The organism is Humidesulfovibrio idahonensis, assembly GCF_054657715.1.
The window spans coordinates 624,057-643,934 of sequence record NZ_BAAHYE010000002.1 but is presented as its reverse complement, the minus strand read 5'-3'; the positions used below and the strand labels follow the sequence as shown (position 1 = coordinate 643,934).

The 19,878-nt window shown below is 64.2% G+C and carries 14 protein-coding genes; 4 read left to right on the top strand and 10 right to left on the bottom strand.

The window, feature by feature from the left end:
• Nucleotides 1-65: 65 nt before the first annotated feature.
• The 9 genes from ACYQ4W_RS03285 to ACYQ4W_RS03245 form a co-directional block, all read right to left on the bottom strand.
• Entirely contained in the window at nt 66-1,277 is a 1,212-nt protein-coding gene (locus ACYQ4W_RS03285; protein WP_459852763.1) for an acetate kinase, read from the bottom strand.
• A gap of 10 nt (nt 1,278-1,287) precedes the next feature.
• Nucleotides 1,288-3,390, bottom strand: a complete 2,103-nt coding sequence (gene pta, locus ACYQ4W_RS03280; protein WP_459852761.1) for a phosphate acetyltransferase — start codon at nt 3,388-3,390, stop codon at nt 1,288-1,290.
• 236 nt (nt 3,391-3,626) lie between these two features.
• Nucleotides 3,627-4,916, bottom strand: a complete 1,290-nt coding sequence (locus ACYQ4W_RS03275; protein ID WP_459852758.1) for a (Fe-S)-binding protein — start codon at nt 4,914-4,916, stop codon at nt 3,627-3,629.
• Nucleotides 4,917-4,926: 10 nt separating this feature from the next.
• Nucleotides 4,927-6,306, bottom strand: coding sequence for an FAD-linked oxidase C-terminal domain-containing protein (locus ACYQ4W_RS03270; RefSeq protein WP_459852755.1), 1,380 nt, complete (start codon nt 6,304-6,306; stop codon nt 4,927-4,929).
• A 298-nt stretch (nt 6,307-6,604) separates the two neighbouring features.
• On the bottom strand, nt 6,605-8,170 hold the full coding sequence (locus tag ACYQ4W_RS03265; protein ID WP_459852753.1) for a sigma-54-dependent transcriptional regulator: 1,566 nt from the start codon (nt 8,168-8,170) through the stop codon (nt 6,605-6,607).
• Between the two features lie 141 nt (nt 8,171-8,311).
• On the bottom strand, nt 8,312-9,832 hold the full coding sequence (locus ACYQ4W_RS03260) for a DEAD/DEAH box helicase (protein ID WP_459852750.1): 1,521 nt from the start codon (nt 9,830-9,832) through the stop codon (nt 8,312-8,314).
• A gap of 286 nt (nt 9,833-10,118) precedes the next feature.
• On the bottom strand, nt 10,119-10,892 hold the full coding sequence (locus ACYQ4W_RS03255) for a hypothetical protein (protein ID WP_459852748.1): 774 nt from the start codon (nt 10,890-10,892) through the stop codon (nt 10,119-10,121).
• Nucleotides 10,885-11,565, bottom strand: coding sequence for an HD domain-containing protein (locus tag ACYQ4W_RS03250; RefSeq protein ID WP_459852746.1), 681 nt, complete (start codon nt 11,563-11,565; stop codon nt 10,885-10,887). The genes ACYQ4W_RS03255 and ACYQ4W_RS03250 overlap by 8 nt, the downstream gene beginning before the upstream one ends.
• Nucleotide 11,566: 1 nt before the next feature.
• The gene (locus ACYQ4W_RS03245; protein ID WP_459852743.1) at nt 11,567-15,142 is read right to left on the bottom strand and encodes an FAD-binding and (Fe-S)-binding domain-containing protein; all 3,576 of its coding nucleotides are present in this window, start codon (nt 15,140-15,142) and stop codon (nt 11,567-11,569) included.
• A gap of 262 nt (nt 15,143-15,404) precedes the next feature.
• Between ACYQ4W_RS03245 and ACYQ4W_RS03240 the strand changes: the two genes are divergently transcribed.
• Nucleotides 15,405-16,538, top strand: coding sequence for a pyridoxal-phosphate-dependent aminotransferase family protein (locus tag ACYQ4W_RS03240; protein WP_459852740.1), 1,134 nt, complete (start codon nt 15,405-15,407; stop codon nt 16,536-16,538).
• Between the two features lie 28 nt (nt 16,539-16,566).
• Entirely contained in the window at nt 16,567-17,751 is a 1,185-nt protein-coding gene (locus ACYQ4W_RS03235) for a phosphoglycerate dehydrogenase (protein ID WP_459852737.1), read from the top strand.
• Between the two features lie 78 nt (nt 17,752-17,829).
• On the opposite strand, the gene ACYQ4W_RS03230 is transcribed toward ACYQ4W_RS03235, so the two are convergent.
• A complete protein-coding gene (locus ACYQ4W_RS03230) occupies nt 17,830-18,066 on the bottom strand; it encodes a hypothetical protein (RefSeq protein WP_459852735.1) in 237 nt (78 codons plus the stop codon).
• 710 nt (nt 18,067-18,776) lie between these two features.
• On the opposite strand from ACYQ4W_RS03230, the gene ACYQ4W_RS03225 reads away from it, so the two are divergent.
• Both ACYQ4W_RS03225 and ACYQ4W_RS03220 read left to right on the top strand, forming a co-directional pair.
• The gene (locus ACYQ4W_RS03225; protein ID WP_459852733.1) at nt 18,777-19,088 is read left to right on the top strand and encodes a hypothetical protein; all 312 of its coding nucleotides are present in this window, start codon (nt 18,777-18,779) and stop codon (nt 19,086-19,088) included.
• A gap of 144 nt (nt 19,089-19,232) precedes the next feature.
• Nucleotides 19,233-19,862 (top strand): Spy/CpxP family protein refolding chaperone, encoded by a 630-nt coding sequence (locus tag ACYQ4W_RS03220; protein WP_459852731.1) that lies wholly within the window; start codon nt 19,233-19,235, stop codon nt 19,860-19,862.
• Nucleotides 19,863-19,878: the final 16 nt, after the last annotated feature.

Below are 19,878 nucleotides of genomic sequence, written 5' to 3'. Positions count from 1 at the left end.
CTTGCGGTGTGTGTGCCGTTGCCTCCCGCCCGGACAACCGTCCGCACGGAAACTGCGCCTTAGCTTCAGCTGGCCCGCAGGACTCCGACCGTCTGCCGCGCGATCTCCAACTCCTCGTTGGTGGGGATCACCAGCACCCGCACCGGGGAATCGGAGCAGGCGATGTCGCGCGCGCCCCTCGCCGGGGCGAGGTTGCGGTCGTGGTCCAGCTTGATGCCGAGGTGTTCAAGCCCCCTGCACGAGAGCTCGCGGGCCACGGGGTCGTTTTCCCCAATGCCCGCCGTGAACACGATGGCGTCCACCCGGCCGAGCACCGCCAGGTAGGAGCCGATGTACTTCCGATTGCGGTAGCCGAACATGTCGAGCGCCAGCTTGGCCCTGCTGTCGCCCTGCGCAACGGCCTCGTGGATGTCGCGCATGTCGTTCTTGCCGCAAATGCCCTTAAAACCGCTTTGCTTGTTCGTCAGGTCGTTGATCTCTTCGATGCTCATGCCCTTGGCCGCGCCGATGAGCGGATAGATGGCGAGGTCGGCATCGCCGCAGCGGGTGCCCATGATGAGCCCTTCAAGAGGGGTGAGGCCCATGGAGGTATCCACGCTTTTTCCGTTCTGCACGGCGCACATGGAGCTGCCATTGCCCAGGTGCACTGTGATGAGGTTCACTTCGTCCACGCTCTTGCCCAGGAAGCGCGCGGCCTCCTTGGTGACATAGGCGTGGGAGGTTCCGTGGAACCCGTACCGGCGCACCTTGAGTTCTTCGTAGAGTTCGTACGGCAAGGCGTACATATAGGCGCGAGGAGGCATGGTCTGGTGGAACACGGTGTCGAACACCGTGACTTGCGGCACCTTTGGGAACAGGTGCCGCGAGACACGGATGCCCGCCAGGTGGCCGGGATTATGCACCGGCCCCAGCGGGATGAGTCTGGTCAGACCGGCGACGACCTGGTCGTCCACCAGGCAGGAGCGGTCGAACAGATCGCCACCCTGCACGATGCGGTGGCCGATGGCCTCGATCTCGTCCAGGCTCTTCACCACGCCGCGTTCGGCGTCGGTAATGAGCCCGATGACCAGATGCATGCCCGCTTCGTGGTCGGCAATGGGCTGCGACAAGCTGATCTTGTCCTCTTTGTCGCTGCCCGGCGCGATTTTGTGGGTGACGCTGCCCAGCCCCTCGCCAATGCGCTCCACCGCGCCGGAACACAAAACGTGCTCCGTGCGCATGTCGAGGAGCTGGTATTTGATGGACGAGCTGCCGGAATTGATGACCAGAACGTTCATTGAGCTCTCCCTAGGCCTTCACGGCCTGGGCCTGAATGGCCGTAATGGCCACGGTGTTGACGATGTCGGGGATGGTGCACCCGCGCGAGAGGTCGTTCACGGGCTTGTTCAAGCCCTGCAGCACGGGGCCGATGGCCACGGCCTGGGCCGAGCGCTGCACCGCCTTGTAGGTGTTGTTGCCGGTGTTGAGGTCGGGGAAGATGAACACGTTGGCCCGGCCGGCCACAACGCTGTCGGGCATCTTGGTGTGCGCGACGGAGAGGTCCACCGCGGCGTCGTACTGCAGCGGGCCTTCGAGCAAGAGCTCCGGGGCGCGCTCGTGGGCGATCTTGGTGGCCAGAATGACCTTCTCCACGTCCTCGCCCTTGCCGGAGGAGCCGGTGGAGTAAGACAGCATGGCGACGCGCGGCTCCAGGCCGAAGATGTGGGCGGTCTCCGCGCTGGAAAGCGCGATCTCGGCCAGCTCTTCCGCCGTGGGGTTCGGGTTCACGGCGCAGTCGCCGTAGACCAGCACGCGGTCCTTCAGGCACATGAAGAACACGCTGGACACGATCTTGGCGCCGGGCTTGGTCTTGATGATCTCAAAGGCCGGGCGGATGGTCTGGGAGGTCGTGGTGACCGAGCCCGAGACCATGCCGTCGGCGTGGCCCTTGTAGACCATCATGGTGGAGAAGTAGGTCGGGTCGAGCATGCGGTCGCGGGCGTCCTCTTCGCGGATGCCCTTGTGCTTGCGCAGTTCGAAGTAGGTGTTCACGTAGTCTTCGTAGTAGGCGCTCTTGCCGGGATCGATGATCTGCACGCCCTCAAGCTCCAGTCCGTACTGGCTCTTGCGGCTCAGAATCTCGCTTTCGCGGCCCAGCAGCGTCAGGTCGACCACGCCGCGCCGGAGCAGGATGTCGGCCGCGCGCATGATGCGCTCGCCCGTGCCCTCGGGCAGCACGATGTGCTGCTTGTTGGCCTTGGCCTTCAAAATCAGGTTGAACTCGAACATCTTTGGCGTGACTGTGGTGGGCTGGGCGGCAACGAGCTTGGCGCTCAGCTCCGGCAGGTCCACATGCTCCTCGAACACGCGCAGGGCCGACTGGATCTTGTTCTGGTCGCCGGGTTCGATGCGGCCGTAAAGGTCGTACAAAACGCGGGTGGCCTTGAAGGTGTGGCCCTCGGTCACCAGGATGGGAATGGGCGCGCCCACCCAGCCCTCGATGAGCTTGCGCACGGACTCGGAGGGGTCCAGCCCGCCGGTGAGCAGGATGCCGGAGATGTCCGGGTAGTTGGTGGAAAGCCGGCTGGCCAGGCTGCCCAGGATGATGTCGCTGCGGTCGCCCGGGGTGATGATGAGGCTGCCGCGCTCGATGTAGTTGAGGAAGTTGCCCAGCTGCATGGCGGCGATGACGTAGTTGTCCACCAGGTTGCTGGTCATGTCGGCGCCGTAGATGATGCGCGCGTCGAGCCACTTCACCACGTCGGCCACTGTGGGCTTGCCCAGGCGCGGCTCCTCGGGAATGACGTAGATGGGGAAGCACTCGGGACAGCGGATGCTCTTGCGCAGGCCCTCGATCATGACCGAGCCGTCCACATCCTCCACGCGGTTGATGATGGCCGCGAGGATGTCGAGGCCCTTGTCCTCGAAGGATTCGATGGTGAGCAGGGTCGAGGCCACGATCTCGTCGTGGGACTTGTTCTGCCCGTTGCTGACGAGCAGGACCGGACAGCCCAGGTTGGCGGCGATGTCGGCGTTGATGTCGAATTCGAACGCGGAGTCGGCGCCGAAGAAGTCCGTGCCCTCGCACAAAATGAAATCGAAGCGGCTTTTCAGCGCGTTGAAGTCGTTGAGGATCTTTTCAAGCAAGGCCTCGTGCTGGCCCAGGTTGATCATTTCCCGGGCCTTCTGCATGGTCATGGAGTAGGCCTCGGAGTAGCGCATGTCGAGGTGGAACTGGCTCATGACCAGATTGATGTCATGGTCCTTTATGCTGGGCTCGGAGGCGCTGATGATGGGACGGAAGAAGGCCACGCGCTGGATGTCGCGCGACAAGAGCTGCATAAGTCCCAGAACAATTGCGGATTTTCCGCTTCTGGGCTCCACGCCGGTGACGTAAAGTGTATCAGCCACGATTCTCGCTCCTTGGTTGTAATGCTCGCCTATGAGGGCTCCCGGCGCCGGGGTATCAAGAGGGGGTCTCAGGGGCTGGGGGCCCCCCGACGCCGGGAGTAGACCGTTATCTGTGCCTTTCCCCTTAGCAGCGATCTGCTGGTCGCTGTACTTACAGGAGAAGTCCCTCGGCGGGAAGCCCCGCCACAGGTGCGCGAGCGCGAGCGCGCGAACAACCGGATCTTGTTATTTCCGCCTTAGAGGCTCTCCGCGTACAATTCAATGGGATGCTTCACGCTGATGCTGTCGCCGTTGCGCGAAAGCATGTCCGAGATCTGCATCATGCAGGCCGGGCAGCCCGTGGCCACCACCTGCGCGCCGGAACTCTTGATGTTGTCGCGCTTCTGTTGGCCGATCTTGGCCGACATTTCCGGGTGGGCCAGCGTGAAGCTGCCGCCGCAGCCGCAGCAGGCGTCGGCGCCGGCCATTTCCTTCAACGCATAGTGGGCGTTCATGGCCACGAGCTTGCGCGGCTGGACCGAGACGCCCAGCGCCTTCTTCAAGTGGCAGGGGTCGTGCATGGTGACGACGGTGGCGCCGGCGGCCGGAGCCGGCGGCGTAAGCCCGAGCTTGTCCACCAGGAAGGCGTTGATGTCCATGGTCTTGTCGGCCATGGCCTTGATGGCCTCCTGCTCGGAGGGGCTCATGCGGTCGGCCAGCATGGGCCATACTTCCTTGATGGTCGCGGTGCACGAGGCGCAGGGGGTGACCAGCGCGTCGTACTTGCCGCCCTTGAAGGCGGCCAGATTCTCGCGCACCAGCGTGAGGTAGCTTTCCATGTCGCCGGAGGCCAGGGCCGGAATGCCGCAGCAGGCCTGCCCGGCGGGCAAAAACACGCCCACGCCGTGGTGATTGAACACCTTGAGGGACGCCGTGCCGATGCCGGTGTACATCTTGTCCACCATGCAGCCGGGGAAGAACGCGACCTTGAGCCCGCTCTTGCCGGCCGGGGTGTCCAGGCTGGGGAAGTCGCTGTGCAGGGGCGTTTTGGCCAAAAGCCGGAAGTGCCGCTCGCCGATGATCGGCTGCAGCATGCGCGAACAGGAGGTGCCGACGACATCGTTGGCCGGCGAGGTGAACAGTCCCTGGAACTTGGAGGCCAGGGACATGAGGCCGTTGAACAGGCCGGGCTTGGTGAGCATGCCGCGGAAGATGATCTTCTTCACGGTGGGCAGGCCCATGTAGGTGACGAGAATGGCTCTGGCCTTGATGAAGATGTCCACGACCTTGACGCCGGTGGGGCAGTTGGCCGCGCACGAGCCGCAAAGCAGGCAGCGCGAAAGCCGGTCCTGAACCTCCTCCGGGTTCTGCACCATCTTGTGGGCCAGCCCTTCCAAAAGGGCTATCTTGCCGCGCGCCACGTCGGACTCGCGTCCGGTCTGCCCGTACATGGGGCACACGGCCTGACACATGCCGCAGCGCATGCAGGACACCAGCTGGTCGTCCAGCTCGCCGAGCAGTCTGAGCAGTTCTTTCATGTCGCTCATGGCGTCTCCCCTACTCCCCGATGATCTTGCCGGGATTCAGGATGCCCTTGGGGTCGAGGGCCTTCTTGAGACGGCGGGAGAACAGGATGGTGGCCTTGCTGGTTTCCTTCTCCATGTACTTGCTCTTGGCGATGCCGATGCCGTGCTCGCCGGAGAGGGTGCCGCCCAGGCCCAGGGCCACGTCGAAGATGTCGTCGATGGCGTCCTCGACGCGCTTCCACTCTTCCTTGTTGCGGCGGTCGGTGAGGATGGTGGGGTGCAGGTTGCCGTCGCCCGCGTGGCCAAAGGTGCCGATGGTCAGCTTGTACTTGGAGGCGATGTCGCCCAGGGCGTGCATCATGGCCGGTATCTTGCTGCGGGGCACGGTGGCGTCCTCCAGCACGGTGGTGGGAGAAACGCGCGCCAGGGCGGAAAGGGCCGCGCGGCGGGCCTCCCAAACCTTGTTGCGCTCGGCGGCGTCCTTGGCCACCTGGATGCGCAGGGCGCCCATCTTCTTGCAGATGGCCTCGACCTTCTCGGCCTCGTCGGCGACCTGGCCGGGGTGGCCGTCCACCTCGATGAGCAAAAGCGCGGCCGCGTCCACCGGCAGGCCGGCGTGGGCGAAGTCCTCAACCGTGCGGATGGTGAAGTTGTCCATGAACTCGAGGGTGGCGGGCACGATCTTGGCGGCGATGATGGCGGCCACGGTCTCGCTGGCCTTGTTGATGTCGTCGAAGATGGCCATCATGGCCTTTTGCGCCAGCGGCGGCGGAACGAGCTTCAGGGTGATCTTCTCGAACACGCCCAGGGTGCCCTCGCTGCCGACCATGAGGCCGTGCAGGTTGAGCCCGGTGACGCACTTGACCGTGCGCGAGCCGCTCTTCACGATCTCGCCGTCCACGTCGAAGAAGTCCACGCCCATGACGTAGTCCTTGGTGACGCCGTACTTGAGGCCGCGCAGGCCGCCGGCGTTCTCGGCCACGTTGCCGCCCATGGTGGAAACGGCCTGGCTGCCGGGATCGGGCGGGTAGAACAGGCCGCGCGCGGCCACCTCGGCCGCGAACTTGGCGGTGATGACGCCCGGCTCCACTATGGCGTAGAGGTCGGCCTCGTTGATCTCCAAAATTTTATCCAGGGCGTTGGTGAGCACCACCAGACCGCCCAGCTTGGGAATGGTGCCGCCGGAGAGGTTGGTGCCGCTGCCGCGCACGCACAGGGGCAGGCCGTTGTCGTTGGCCAGCTTGACCACCCGGCCGAGCGCCTCGCGCGATGCGGGCCGCACCACAAGGGAGGGCATCACCGGCTCCAGCACCGCGGCGTCATACGCATACGAGAAGCGATCGCTCTCGCTCTCCATGACGTTGTCCTTGCCCACCAGGGCCTCGAACTCTTTCTTCAGGGCGTCGTTCATGCGGGACTCTCCTCTGGGTGACTTCGGCGGAACCGGGGGGCCGCCTATTGAAGGGCCTAAGGCAACTAGCGTGCCAGCGATGGAAAAACATGGATATCTGCAATATGTTCGCAATGTTGCCGCGCCACTTCGCTCTGCAGGCCAAGGTCTTGTCCGATTTTGCGGACAAGCAGCCTGATCCGAGGGCGCGGCACAACGTAAAACACAACGAAAAAGCGGTGGCAAAATGACTCAGGATGCTCCGGAAAGGCCGGCATGCGGCGTTCCTTCTCGCATCCGAAAAATCAGACTAGCAGAATCAGGAGCCTACGGCCGGGCCGTCGATGGACAGGCTCCACTTCTTGAGCAAGGCATAAAGATGCGAGCGGGAAAGGCCGGAAACTTCGAGAGCGCGCTGCACATCGCCCCCGGCGCGACGCACCAGGGCCTCCATGTACCGCTGCTCCACGGCCTCTTTGCAGTCCTTCAGCGTCTGGCTGAAAATTTCTTCGGGCAAGGCCGCGCGGCCCGATGCCGTCATCTGGAGATCAGCCGCAGGAGCTGGGGGCGTGTCGCCTTCGTTGGCGAAATATTGTTCCGGCCCGGCGCCAAACACCGCGGCCAGCCCCGGCCAGGGCGACGGGGTCGCCGCGGCGGCCTTGTGAGCGCCTTTGCGCTCGTCGGGCTGGTCCCCTGCCCTGCCCCGGCCCAGGTGGGCCTTGGCCACCTTGATGCGCACGTCCTGGGGCAGATGCATGGCGTAGAGGGTGCGCTCCGGCCCGGCGTCCACAAAGGCGCGCTCCAGCACGTTGAACAGTTCGCGCACGTTGCCGGGCCAGTCGTAGCCCTCCAGCACCTGAAACACGTCCGGGTCGAAGCCCTTGAGGGGCACGCCGTACTGTTCGCACAGCTGGCCAACGCGGAACACGGCCAGGGGCTTGATGTCCTCCGGCCGCTCGCGCAGGGGCGGCAGGCCGATGGAGATGGTCTTGAGGCGGTAGAACAGGTCGCTGCGGAACGTGCCCTGAGTGACCATCTGCTCCAGGTCGCGGTTGGTGGCGGCCATGAGCCGGAAGTCGCTCTCCAGCTCCTGGGTGCCGCCAACAGGGCGGAAGCGCCGCTCCTGCAGCACGCGCAAAAAAGACTTTTGCAGATTGAGGGGCATCTCGCCCACTTCGTCGAGGAAGAGCGTGCCGCCATCGGCCATTTTCACCAGGCCCACGCGGTCGCTGTCCGCGCCGGTGAACGCGCCCTTCTTGTGGCCGAAGAGCGTGCTCTCCACCAGGGTCTCGGTGAGGGCCGCGCAGTCCACCACCACAAAGGGCTTGGCCGCGCGGGCGCTGTTGGCGTGGATGGTGCGGGCGAAGAGCTCCTTGCCGGTGCCGGTTTCGCCGGTGATGAGCGCGCTGGCCCCGGACCCGGCCGCGCCGGCCACGGCGTCGAAGCAGGCGCGCATGCTACGGCTCTTGCCCACCACGTCCTCCAGCACAAGGGCCACGGGCGCGCACGCGCCGCGCTTGCCCAGGCGGTACTTGAGGGCGCGCTCCAGGGTGAGCATGGTGTCCTTGAGGGGAGATGGCTTGAGCAGGTAGTCCCACACGCCGCCCTGGATGGCCAGCTCCGCGCCGTCCGGGTCGCCCCGGCCGGTAAGGATGATGACCTCCGGGGAGTCCGGCAGGGCTTTTATTTCAGAAAGGGCGGACAGGCCGTTGCCGTCGGGCAGGCTCACGTCCAGAAAGGCGACGTCCACATCGCCCTGGCGCAGACGGGCCAGGCCCGCGGCGATGGAGCCCACGGCCTCGCCGCTCAGGCGCATGCGCCGCGTGAGGCTGAGCAAGGTCTCGCGGACCTCGGCGTCGTCGTCGATGATGAGAATGGTGCCCATGCTGCGCTCCACGGTGCGGGATTTTAGCGCGCTGGTAGCAAACTACGGGCCAGAACCGCGCGTGGGGAGGCTTGTGCCTCCCCTTTCGCGCTGTCTGATTATGAATGACTAGGGCAGTTGCGCCCCGGCGTCAATGCCGCTTTAGCGGGCGGTGGTGTGAGAAGGAGCGGAGCCCTGCGGGCGGCTGTTGCCCTGGGGACGGGCGCCCTGGGACTTCTGGCCCGGACGGCCGTAGCCGGGACGCCCGCCGGAGGGGCGGCCAGCGGCCGGACGATCGGAGCCGTAGCGGCTGTTGCGGCCACGGTCGCCGTAGCCGGCGGCCGGACGGTCGGCGGCGTAGATGTCGTCGCCGGGCTGCGAACGGTTGCCCTCGGCATCGCGCCTGTCCGAATTATCGGACCGGGGAGCGCCGTAAGCCGGACGCGCGGCGCGCTGCTGCGGGCGAGGAGCGCCGTAGCCGCCGCCACCGCCGTAACCGCCGCGGCGGTCCATGATCGGACGGTTGAAGTCCTTGTCCGCGGACGAGGGGCCTTCGTTGTAGTCGAAGCCTTCAAGCTTCTTGCGGGTGAGGGGCTCGCGCAGCAGGCGCTCGATGGCGCGCACCATGGAGACGTCCTCGCCGGTGACGAAGGTATGGGCCTCGCCGCTGCGTTCCGCGCGGCCCGTGCGGCCGATGCGGTGGGTGTAGGTCTCCGGCGTGCTCGGAACGTCGAAGTTCACCACGTGGGAGATCTGGCTCACGTCGATACCGCGGGCGGCGATGTCCGTGGCCACCAGGACGCGGAAACGACCGGCGCGGAATCCGTCCATGGCTTCCTTGCGGCGGTTCTGGGAGAGGTTGCCCTGCAACGCGGTGGCCTTGTGGCCCACCTTCTCCAGGTTCTCCGCCAGGCGCTTGGCGCGGTGCTTGGTGCGGGTAAAGACCAGCACGCTGCCCTCTTTGTTGCGGTTCAAGAGCTCAAGCAAAAGCTTGGTCTTGAGGTGCTGGGCCACGGGGTAGATGGCGTGGGAGACGGTCTCTGTCGGGGCGCTGTTGCCCACGCGCAGGGTCTCGGGGTCCTTCAGGATGTCGCTGGCCAGGCCGCGGATGGCTTCGGGCATGGTGGCCGAGAAGAGCATGGTCTGGCGCTCTTTGGGCAGGCCGGCCAAAATCCGCTTGATGTCGGGCAGAAAGCCCATGTCGAACATCTGGTCGCCTTCGTCGAGCACCAGGGTCTCGACGCCGCCCAGGTCCACGGTGCGCTGGCTCATGTGGTCGAGCAGGCGGCCGGGGCAGGCCACGACGATGTCCGCGCCGTTGCGCAGGGCGTTGATCTGACGGCTCATGTTCACGCCGCCGTACACGGTGGTGCTGCGCAGGCCGGTGCCGCGGGCAAGGTCCAGGGCGGATTCGTGAATCTGCTCGGCCAGCTCGCGCGTGGGGGCAAGAACAAGGGTGCGCACGCGGCGGCGGTTGCCGGCGGGCTGCTTCATAAGTTTGGTGATGATGGGGAGCAGGAAGGCGGCCGTCTTGCCGGTGCCGGTCTGGGCCAGGCCCATCAGGTCGCGCCCTTCCATGGCCGCCGGAATGGCGCGGGTCTGGATGGGGGTGGGGGTCGTGTAGCCCAGTTTGGTGATGTTGGTCAGAACAATAGACGGAAGGCCGAAGGAATCGAAAGTCAAAGTAGGTCCTTTGTAAAGAGGGGCCGCGCAGCGCAAAAGGCGCACCAAAACGGCGGCGAAGAGCTTATCAAGTGCGGACGCTGCGGGCCGGGACAGGATGGCTCAATCGGGGCGTATGTCATTCGGCGGATGAACTGAGGATTTTTGTGGCGGGCTGTGCAGCATTGCCGCGCCTCTCAAGAACGTAAGCCGTGTCGGGGATTGCCCCCGAACAGGGAGTAAATAGGGGGTATGGGCGGGGATGTCAAGGGGGAATGAGCAGCAGCCAACTCGTGCCACGCATGAATTAAAACTCGACGCGGGTTTCTCTGAGTGCCTTTAGAGTTTCGAGATTCTCTTTTCGCTCGTGCTTATAATCAAATGCCGAATCAATACTCGCAATAAATCTGGACTTTAAAAAATAGTTTTCAACACTTGAACCATCACTCTCAACAAAATAATCTCCAGCAATATACGACGGCACAGAATGAAAAATAAGTACAAGAACTACCGCCAAGGACCTAGAAACAAGTACCGCCAATCCTTTCAGATCATCTAAACTTTCAAATCCAACAGTTCTTCCTTCCTTGCTATTTGCAATTTTTTCTACAAGATTAGAGTGCGTTAAATGCACATATTGAGAGATCTCTCCATACAGCCGCCCGATTTCGTCATCGAACTCCCTTCGTAGCGCCTCATTAATCATATGGCATATGATTTTTTTCTTTATCGATATCGATGCCGAGTCCAGTGTTTGCTCATATTTACTTAGCTTCTCTTCAACGCTAGAGCTATAATACTGCTGCTGAATAAAACAAAGCTTAAGGGCAGCTTCGATCATAAATCTCAGCTCCCTCCTAGCAACATTTAACATTCCATTGTGCACTAGACTCGGAATTGCCAGCGCCGACTCAAGGAAATCATGGCAAATATAATGAAGAAGATGAGATTCTGGGAAGTCACCTGCACGCGGAGTATCTATAACCACAAAATGTAACGCCCGAATGAAATCCAAAGAGATACCCTTCAAAACAGAGGCTTCTTGCTCACGCTCCTCGTTCGTCGTCTCAGAGTTAGCCATTCTCCGCCCCCATCTCCTCCCCCAACTCCTTCAAATACCTTTTCATCACCTCCACCCTCTTCTCTGCCTCGGCCCTCCCTGCCGCCGTCTGCATGCTGGCGGCGGTTTTGAAGAGCTTGCGGTAGAAATGGTCGATGGTGAACGTGGCGTCGTCGGGTTCGCGGGATGCGCAGAAGGGGTCGACAGGGCTGTAGAAGGCGCGGTTCATGGCCCCGCCGGTGGCGAAGCACCGCGCAATGCCGATGGCCCCGATGCCGTCCAGGCGGTCGGCGTCCTGCACCACCTTGGCCTCAAGGGTCCGCGGCGCAATGTTCGCGCTGAAGCTGTGCGCCTCGATGGCGTGGCCGATGGCCGCGAGGGTGTCGTCGTGCTCCCAGCCCATGGCTTTGAGGTAGGCGCAGGCGTCCACAGCGGCAAAGCGCGAGGCCTGATTGCGGCAGGGGTTGTCCTTGGGCACCACGACATAGTCGTGCAGCCACGCGGCGGCAATGACCACGCCGAGGTCCGCGCCCTCGCGCCGGGCAATGCGCTTGGCCGTGGCGACCACGCGCTCCAGGTGTTGCAGGTCGTGGGCCGGGTCGCACGCGCCCTCTTTGGAGAGGCGTTCGGCCAAGTGCGCACGCAGGCCCTGCTCCAGGGCGTCGAGTCCGTCCGGGGTCTGCGCGTCAACCACGCTACTTGCCCCCGTCCACCACAACGACCTTGCCCTTCTTCTCGCCCTTGTCGATCATGCGCTTGAGCTCGCGCTGCCACTTGGGGCCGCCCAGCCGCTCGGCCAGGTGCTCCGTGGTGTGCAGCACGTCGTTGGGCCTGTGCATCTGCATCAGGCAGCGCTTCACGCCGATCTTGCACGAGGGGCAGCCCACAAGGATGGGCGTGTCCTTGTCCGGACGCCTGGAGTCGGGCCGGGCGAGGTCGCTGGCCAGCTGCTCGCGCTTCTTGGCGCGGATGCGGTTGTAAATGTTCGGGCTGGTGAGCGCGCCCAGGCCGGACTCGCCGCAGCAGCCGGGCGAGAGGCGCACGTTGGCGCCCAGGGCCTCGGCGATGGCCTTGCGGTAAACCTCCGGGGCCTTCACCTTGGGCACGTCCACCCACTCCGCGTGGCAGGCCGCGTGGTACAGCAGCTTTTCGCCCTCGGCCTTGGGCAGGTCCAGGCGTCCCAGCAAGAACTGCACGATGTCCTGGTGCTTCAGCGGCTCGCTGAGCTCCTGGCTGAAGTCGTAGGTCTCAATCGACTCGCGGCAGGTGCCGCAGCTGGTGATGAGCGTGGTGGCCTTCATGCCCGCGCGGCCCGTGGCGATGAGGATGTCCAGAATCTCCTGGATGGTGCGGTGCCGGTTGGCGTTGTAGGCCTCGGTGCAGCCGCTGGCCAGCAGCGGGTAGCCGCAGCACAGGTGCCGCTCCGGCATGACGACGTTCACCCCGGCCTTGAGCAGCAGGTACACGCCCGCCAGGCCGATGTCGTGGCTGAAGAGCCCGGCGCCGCAGCCGGGAAAGTACAGCACGGTGTCGTCCGGACTGGCCGCGGGGTTGCGGAACAGCGAATGCTCGGCAAGGCCCAGCTCCTGCGAGAGGTTGCGGAAGTCGACCAGCGGGCCGGGGCCCTGCATGGCCGGGCTTTCCAAGCGGCGGCGGAAGTGGCCGGGCACGAGTCCCAGCACGCTGTTGGCCGCGGCCTGGCCAAGGGAGAGAAACTTGGCCACCTTGGGCAGCCGCGCGGACGGGTCCTGGGCGATGTTGCCCAGCACCAACGTCTTGAGCGGATGACCGCCCTTGCCCTTGTATTCCAAAAACGAGCGGATCTGCAGCGCGTTGGCCGCGGAGTCGATCTTGACCGGGCACACGCCCTTGCACTTTCCGCAGGCCGTGCAGTGCTCCATGATGCGCCTGAGCTCCTCGTACAGCGCCTGCGAGGGCTCGCCGCCCTGCACCTGGGAGTAGTAGATGGCCTCGGTGAGGGCGCCCAGGCTCAGGTTCTTGTTGCGCGGGTGGTACAGCAGGCCGCGCGCCGGGCTGTACATGGGGCACACCTGCTTGCACTTGCCGCAGCGGGTGCAGGTCTGCACGTTGCGCAACAGCTCGATGAGGTTCTCCTTGTCCTTCAGCGCGGTCTTCTGCAAATCGCCGATGAGCCGGTTGAAGGAGAAGGTGTAGGGCTCCACCGGCAGCGCGCGCTTGGTCAGCTTGCCGGGGTTCAGCACGTCGCGGGGGTCCACAATGGCCTTGTAGGCCTTGAGGGCGTCGATCTTGGCCTGGGCCAAAAAGGCTATTTTGGTGATGCCGATGCCGTGCTCGCCGGAAATCTCGCCGCCGAGCTTCAAGACCTCGGCGAAGAGTTCGTCCACGGCCTCGTAGGCCTGGGCCATCATCTCCGGGTCGTTGGAGTTCACCGGCACGTTGACGTGGCAGTTGCCGTCGCCCGCGTGCATGTGGTTGGCGATGACGATGCGCTTGGCCACGGCCTCCTGGTAGATGGCCTCCATCTCGCGGTCGAGCTTGGGGTACTTGTCCTTGAGCTCGTGGAAGAGCATGCGCACCTGGCTGGCGAGCTCCTCGTCGGAGATGTCGCTGGCCGTGGTGCGCTTCTTCAAGATGAACAGCGCGCGCTCAATGCCGAAGTCGATGTCCGGGTCGTCGAAGGGCACGCCCGGCAGCTCGCGCACCTTGAGCAGGGCCTTGCGGGCGGTCTTGGCCATGTAGAACAGGTTCAGGTTCTCCAAGAACTCGGCGAAGCCGGGAATGGCCCGCATGGGGATGACCACGTCCTCGTTGACCTTGAAGCCGGACGTGCGCTTGGAGATGGCGGACAACTTGTGCCGGTCCTCCCAGAACAGCTCGGCCTCCTTTTCGTCGCGCGCGGCAAAGATGTCCACGCCGGGGTACGGCTGGGCAATGGCCAAAACCGCGTCCACGGATTCGGAAAGCGCGGCCTCGTCGTCGCTGTCCAACTGCAAAATAAGCACGCTGATGGGGTCGCCCTCGTACTGGACCGACTTCTTCTTGTACTCGATGGCCTGCACGTACTTGGTGCCGAACTCCTCCAGGGCGCTGATCTTGACCATGTCGCCCTGCTTGCGAATGGCGTCGCGCAGGCCGACCACGTCGCCGATGACGAACATGGCGTTCTTCATGCTGCGGCCGAAGAACTCCAAAACCAGCACGCGCGAGAACTTGGGCTGGTGGTACACGGTGAAGGTGCAGGTGGTGATGATGCCGTCCACGCCCTCTTTCTGCACGCCGGGCAGACCGCCCAGAAACTTGTTCGAGACGTCCTTGCCCAGACCCGCGCCGCGCACGTCGTGGCCGGCCAGGGTTATGGTCTCCTTGAGCGCGCCGCGCTCGTCCAGAATCTCGAAGACGGCGCTTTCGCCCTCGAAGATCTTGTGGCCGGGGTGGTCCTTGCGGCGCACGGTGATGATCTCGCCCGTGGGCGTCACCATCTCAAACGAATGGATGTTGTCGATGGTGGTGCCGTACTCGAAGGCGAAGGGCCCGCCGGAGTTCTCCGCAATGTTGCCGCCCAGGGTCGAACCGGCCTTGGAGGCGGGGTCCACCGTGAAGAGCAAGCCCTGCTCGGCCGCGGCCTTGATGGCGTCGAGGGTGATGACGCCGGCCTGGGCGGTCAAAAGCATGGTGTCGGGGTTGATGTCCACGATCTTCTTGAAGCGCGCCAGGGAAAGCACGACGTTGCGCGAGAACATGGGGATGGCCCCGCCGGTGAGGCCGGTGCCGCCGCCGCGCGGAATGATGCCGAAGCCGAGTTCGTTGGCCAAGAGCACTATCCGGCGCACCTGCTCCGTGGTCTCGGGAAAGAGCACGAACAGCGGCAGCTCCAGGCGCAGGTCGGTGGCGTCGGTGGCGCACTCTATGCGCGTGTTGGGCGCGTCGCCCACGCCCTCCGCGGGCATGAAGTCGATGAGCCGGGCCTTGAGCTTGCGGGCAAAGGCCTGGTCGTCCTCGTAGCGCTCCCAAAAGCTCGCCACCGCGGCGGAAAGCAGCCGGGGAAACTCGCCCGAGAGGCTGGGCCGGGCGATGGAGAGCTTGCGGTCCACGCTCTCGCGCACAAGCTCCGCATCCACAAAGGGATTGTAGCGCACAAGAAACAGCTCGGCGGCCAGGCTGACGGCCAGCTCGCGCACGCTGTCCGGCCATTGGGCAAAGCCGCCCTCTTCGGGGCTGGCGGTAAGACCAAGCACGCGGGTCAGGATGCGTTCATCGGAAATGGAAATATGGGGGCCGATCAAGGGCATGTGGCGTGTGTCTCCAGGCTGGGAGGATGGGTTCCAGGGGGGCTCTTTCGTGCCGTGAAGGGCGGAATATAGGTCGGGCTTGAGCGGTTGGCAAGGGCGGGCGCGCCGGGGGCCCTGCCGGGTCTTGGCCCCGCGCCCGCAAGCCGAGGCGTGGCAAAGATTCCCGGACCATCTGGACAGAGCGCTGCTGTCCGGGTATGGGACCAGATTCCGTTCTTTCAAACCCGCCAGAACATCTTTCTACACATGAGGTGACCTGTCCATGAGCACCCAGGATTTTGCCGACCTCAAACTTTTCATCACCGGCCCCACGTTCATCCGCCCGGAAATCCGCGAAGCCGGCATGCTGCCGGAATTCGGCCACCGCGATTCCGAGAACATCAAGCGCTTCGGGCCTGCCATGGCCGGCCTGAAGGAACTCGCCGGCTGCGGCGACGATTTTCACGTCATCCTGTTCAACGGCTCCGGCTCCAACGCCATGGAGGCCACCGTGCGCTCCCTGGTGGCCGATGGCGAATGCGTGCTGAACGTCTCGGTGGGGGCCTTTGGCGACCTGTACCACAAGATGGCCGTGCTGAACGGCAAGAAGGCCGCGCAGCTCAAGTTCGCACCGGGGCAGGCCATCGACCTGGCCAAGCTTGAGGCCGCCCTTGCGGAGCACAAGCCGGCCTGCGTCACCTTCACCCACAACGAGACCTCCACCGGCGTCATCAACGACATGAAGGCCGTGTGCGCGTGCGTGCGCAAGCATGGCGCCCTGCCCCTCGTCGACGGCGTGAGCATCTTCGGCGGCGCGCCGCTCGACCTCTCCTCCTCCGGCGCGGCGACGTACGCCACCAGCACGCAGAAGTCCCTGGCGCTGCCCGCGGGCTTCGGCATCCTGTTCCTGACGCCGGAGGCGGTGGAAAAAGCCAAGACCGTGACGAACCGGGGCTTCACCACCGACATCGTGGGCCAGCTGGGCCGCGCGCAGAAGAACCAGACCCTGACCACGCCCAACACCACGCTGGCCAACCAGATGGCCGTGCAGATCGACTACATCCTGAACACCGAGGGCATTCAGAACCGCTTCGCCCGGCACATCAAGATGCGCGACATGACCCACGCCTTCGTGGCCGGGCTGCCCGGCTTCGAGCTGCTGGCGCCGGAGGGCCACCGCTCGCCCACCCTCACCGGCGTGCGCGTGCCCGCGGGCATGACCATCGCCCAGCTCAAGAAGGTCAAGGAGGCCATGCGCGCCAAGGGCTATCTCTTCGATCCCGGCTACGGCAAGCTGAACACCGACCTTGAGGAAGCGGGCCAGCGGGTGCTCATGCGCCTGGGGCACATGGGCGACGTGACCCCGGACATGGTGGCCGCCTACCTGGAAGCGCTGAGGCCCGAACTCGTGAAATAACCTGACCTTATCCTAGGGGGGAGACGACATGCGCATTCTTGCCAATGACGGGCTGAACGAAGAAGCCGTCGCCCTGCTCAAGAAAGAAGGTTTCAGCGTCGAGACGGAAAAACGCAGCACCGAGGATCTCCTCGGCGAAATCGGCGGCTACGACGCCCTGCTTGTGCGCAGCGCCACCAAGGTGACCCGCGAGATACTTGAGGCGGGCACCAAAAACGGCGGCAAGCTCAAGGTCGTGGGCCGCGGCGGCGTCGGCACGGACAACATCGACCTGGAGGCCGCAAAAGAGTGCGGCGTCATCGTCAAGTTCGCGCCAAACGGCAACACCAACGCCACGGCGGAGCACGCCCTGGGGCTCATGTTCGCCGTGGCGCGCAAGGTGCCCATGGCCCACCGCACCCTCATGAGCGGCGTGTGGCACAAAAAGCGCTTCGCCGGCAACGAGCTCATGGGCAAGACGCTGGGCGTCATCGGCTGCGGGCGCATCGGCCAGGCCCTGGCGGGCAAGGCCCTGGGCATCGGCATGAAGACGGTCGGTTTCGACCTCTATCAGTTGCAGGACTCCAACGTGGACTACCTGCCGAGCATAGACGACGTGCTCAAGGTGTCGGACTTCGTGAGCCTGCACACCGGCGGCAAGAACGCCATCATCACCGCGCGCGAGCTGGCGCTCATGAAGCCCACGGCCTATCTCATCAACGCCTCCCGCGGGAGCAACGTGAGCGAGGCGGCGCTGTACGACGCGCTCAAAAACGGCACCATCGCCGGCGCGGCCCTGGACTGCTACGAACACGAGCCCAAGCGCGAGGGCGAGCCCTTCAACTGCCGCCTGCACGAGCTGGACAACATCGTCATGAGCGCGCACCTGGGCGCCAGCACCAAGAACGCCGTGCGCAAGACCGGGCTGGAAATAGCCGAGGTGGTGACGAAGTACCTGAAGCGCGGCGACTTCGGCAATTCCGTCAACGTGGGCGAGACCGTGGAGCAGGAGGGCAAGCGCATTTACGCCCTCTTCATCACCCACGAGGACAAGCCGGGCATGTTCGGCAAGTTCGGCACCACCCTGGGCGAGCTTGGCGTGAACATCCGCGAGAACAACTCCCGCTTCCTGTCCGACTGCGTGCAGACCGTGTACGTGGTGCACCAGGAGCCCACCGAGGAAGTGCGCCAAAAGCTCATGGCCATTCCCGGCGTGAAGCGCGTGAGCTACTAGACCCGGGTTCGAAAAAAACGAAGCCCCTGTCCGGCACGCCGGGCGGGGGCTTTTTCATGCGTTCTGCGGCGAGGAGCTTCAGCTTTCGAGCACCAGGCCGCGTCCCTGGGCCATGGCGAACTCGAACGCCTCCTCTTTGTTCATGCAGCGGTCGTCGAAGCAGTATTCCTTGTTCGACTCCCCCGCGCGGTGCCTGCGCGCGGAGAGCCCCGGCAGAAAGGCCCCGTCCTCGCCCTGGATGGCGAAGGGACGAATCTCCCAGTCATTGAACAACTGCATCCGGCCCGTGAAGACTCTCTTGCCCCTCAGATTCATGGTGTCTCCCCCTTGCGCTTGGCGGCAGCGCTGTCACGCCTCGCCGCCGCCGTCCGGCCGCTCTTTTGGTTCCTTCATCCGGCGCGCGCTCCCATCAGCCGACCGCGCCTCACGCCTTCTCTTGCGCGTCCTCCATGATGCCCCAGGAGGCCGCCGCTTTGTCCTTGACCATCGCCATGCCTCTCCAAGTTTTTGCTCGCTGCGGCCAGAGCGCGTCCCGCTTGCTTTTCCGCGGGCGGCTCGCGCGCATCCTGCGGCCCCCCTTCGCACTTGCCCAAACCCGCAAGCATCCGGCGCCCCTGGCCCGCACATCGTTACTATTATCTGAAGCAATCAGGGATCTTCCGAGTTAAAAATAGTCATTCGGAAAAAAATCACAAGCGGTATTTTTCAATGCTGGAATGATGTCCGCGTATGCTCCTGTGCCGCAACGAAATATATTTTCGCTCCTCCAGGCGCAATGTGCGGGCGAAGGGCAAGCCCCCCCTCTGATGCGCCTGTGCAAGGGCGCAGGCATACGCTCCACAACCTGCACAAGCGCACATCCGGCAGTGGAAAACGGGGAGGGTTGTGCACATTACTGCACAAACGAATTCCTCACAATACAGCCAACGCGCAAGAATAACGTAACTTTTCTCGATGGCACAGCGTATGCTTAATGGGGGCAACGAGCAGGACGAAACACTCTCGGCAACCCTTGGAGGCATGACATGAAGCGTTTTCCGAAGATCCTCGCAGCCACCTGCGCCGCCATCGCCTTGACCGCATCGCTGGCCATCGCCGCGGAGGCAACCTCCGACAAGACCGCCCCCGCCACGACCCCCATTCAGGCAAACTGCCCCGGCGCGACGACTGGCCAGATGGGGCAGGGCCGCATGGGACAGGGAATGATGGGCGCAGGCATGATGAGCCAGAGTCAAATGGCCCAAAACATGTCCACAAACCAGATGATGAACGGCGGGACCATGGGTCGGCACATGCGCGGAGCAGGCGACACCACCATGATGAACCGTTCCTTATAGGCCGAAAGGCTGGCCTCCGGCGGCGTTCCACTCCCCCACGCCGCCGGAGGCCATGTTTGGCAAAGGCTCCCCCCAAATAAACACCCCCAGCTTGATTCAAAACGAGAATCCGGCACAAACGACAACCATAAGCGAGAGTACATCATGAAGCGTTTCCCCAAGATCCTCGCGGCCACCTGCGCCGCCATCGCCCTGTCCTCCTCCCTGGCCCTGGCCGCGGAGCCCGTGAAGAACCCCGTGCCCACGCCCGCCACCATGCCCTATGGCGGCGTTCATGGCCTGCACGGCGGCATGGGCCCCATGATGGGTCCCCTGGCCCAGCTCTCCCCCGAGAAGCAGGAAGCCGCCCGCAAGCTCATGGCCGAAAACGCCAAGGCCATGTTCCCCCTGCACCAGAGCCTGTACGCCAAGTTCGCCGAGCTTGAGGCCCTCAACGCCGCGGGCGACGGCGAATCCGGCAAGGCCAAGGCCGTCATCCGCGACATCGCCGACTTGAACGCCAAGATGCTCGTCGCGAACAGCAAGTTCCGCGCGCAGATGTTCAAGGAAACCGGCCTGCGCGTGCCCGTCATGGGCCACGGGATGATGGGCATGGGCGGCATGATGGGCGGCAAGGGCATGTGCGGCGAAATGATGGGCGGAATGAAGGGTGGCATGATGGGCGGAATGATGGGCGGCAAGGCCCCCATGGCTGGCCCGATGGGGGGCATGATGGGGGGCCAGATGGCCGCTCCCGCCGCTCCGGATAATGCCGGGGACGCCCACGCCAACTAACCCGACAAACAGAGAC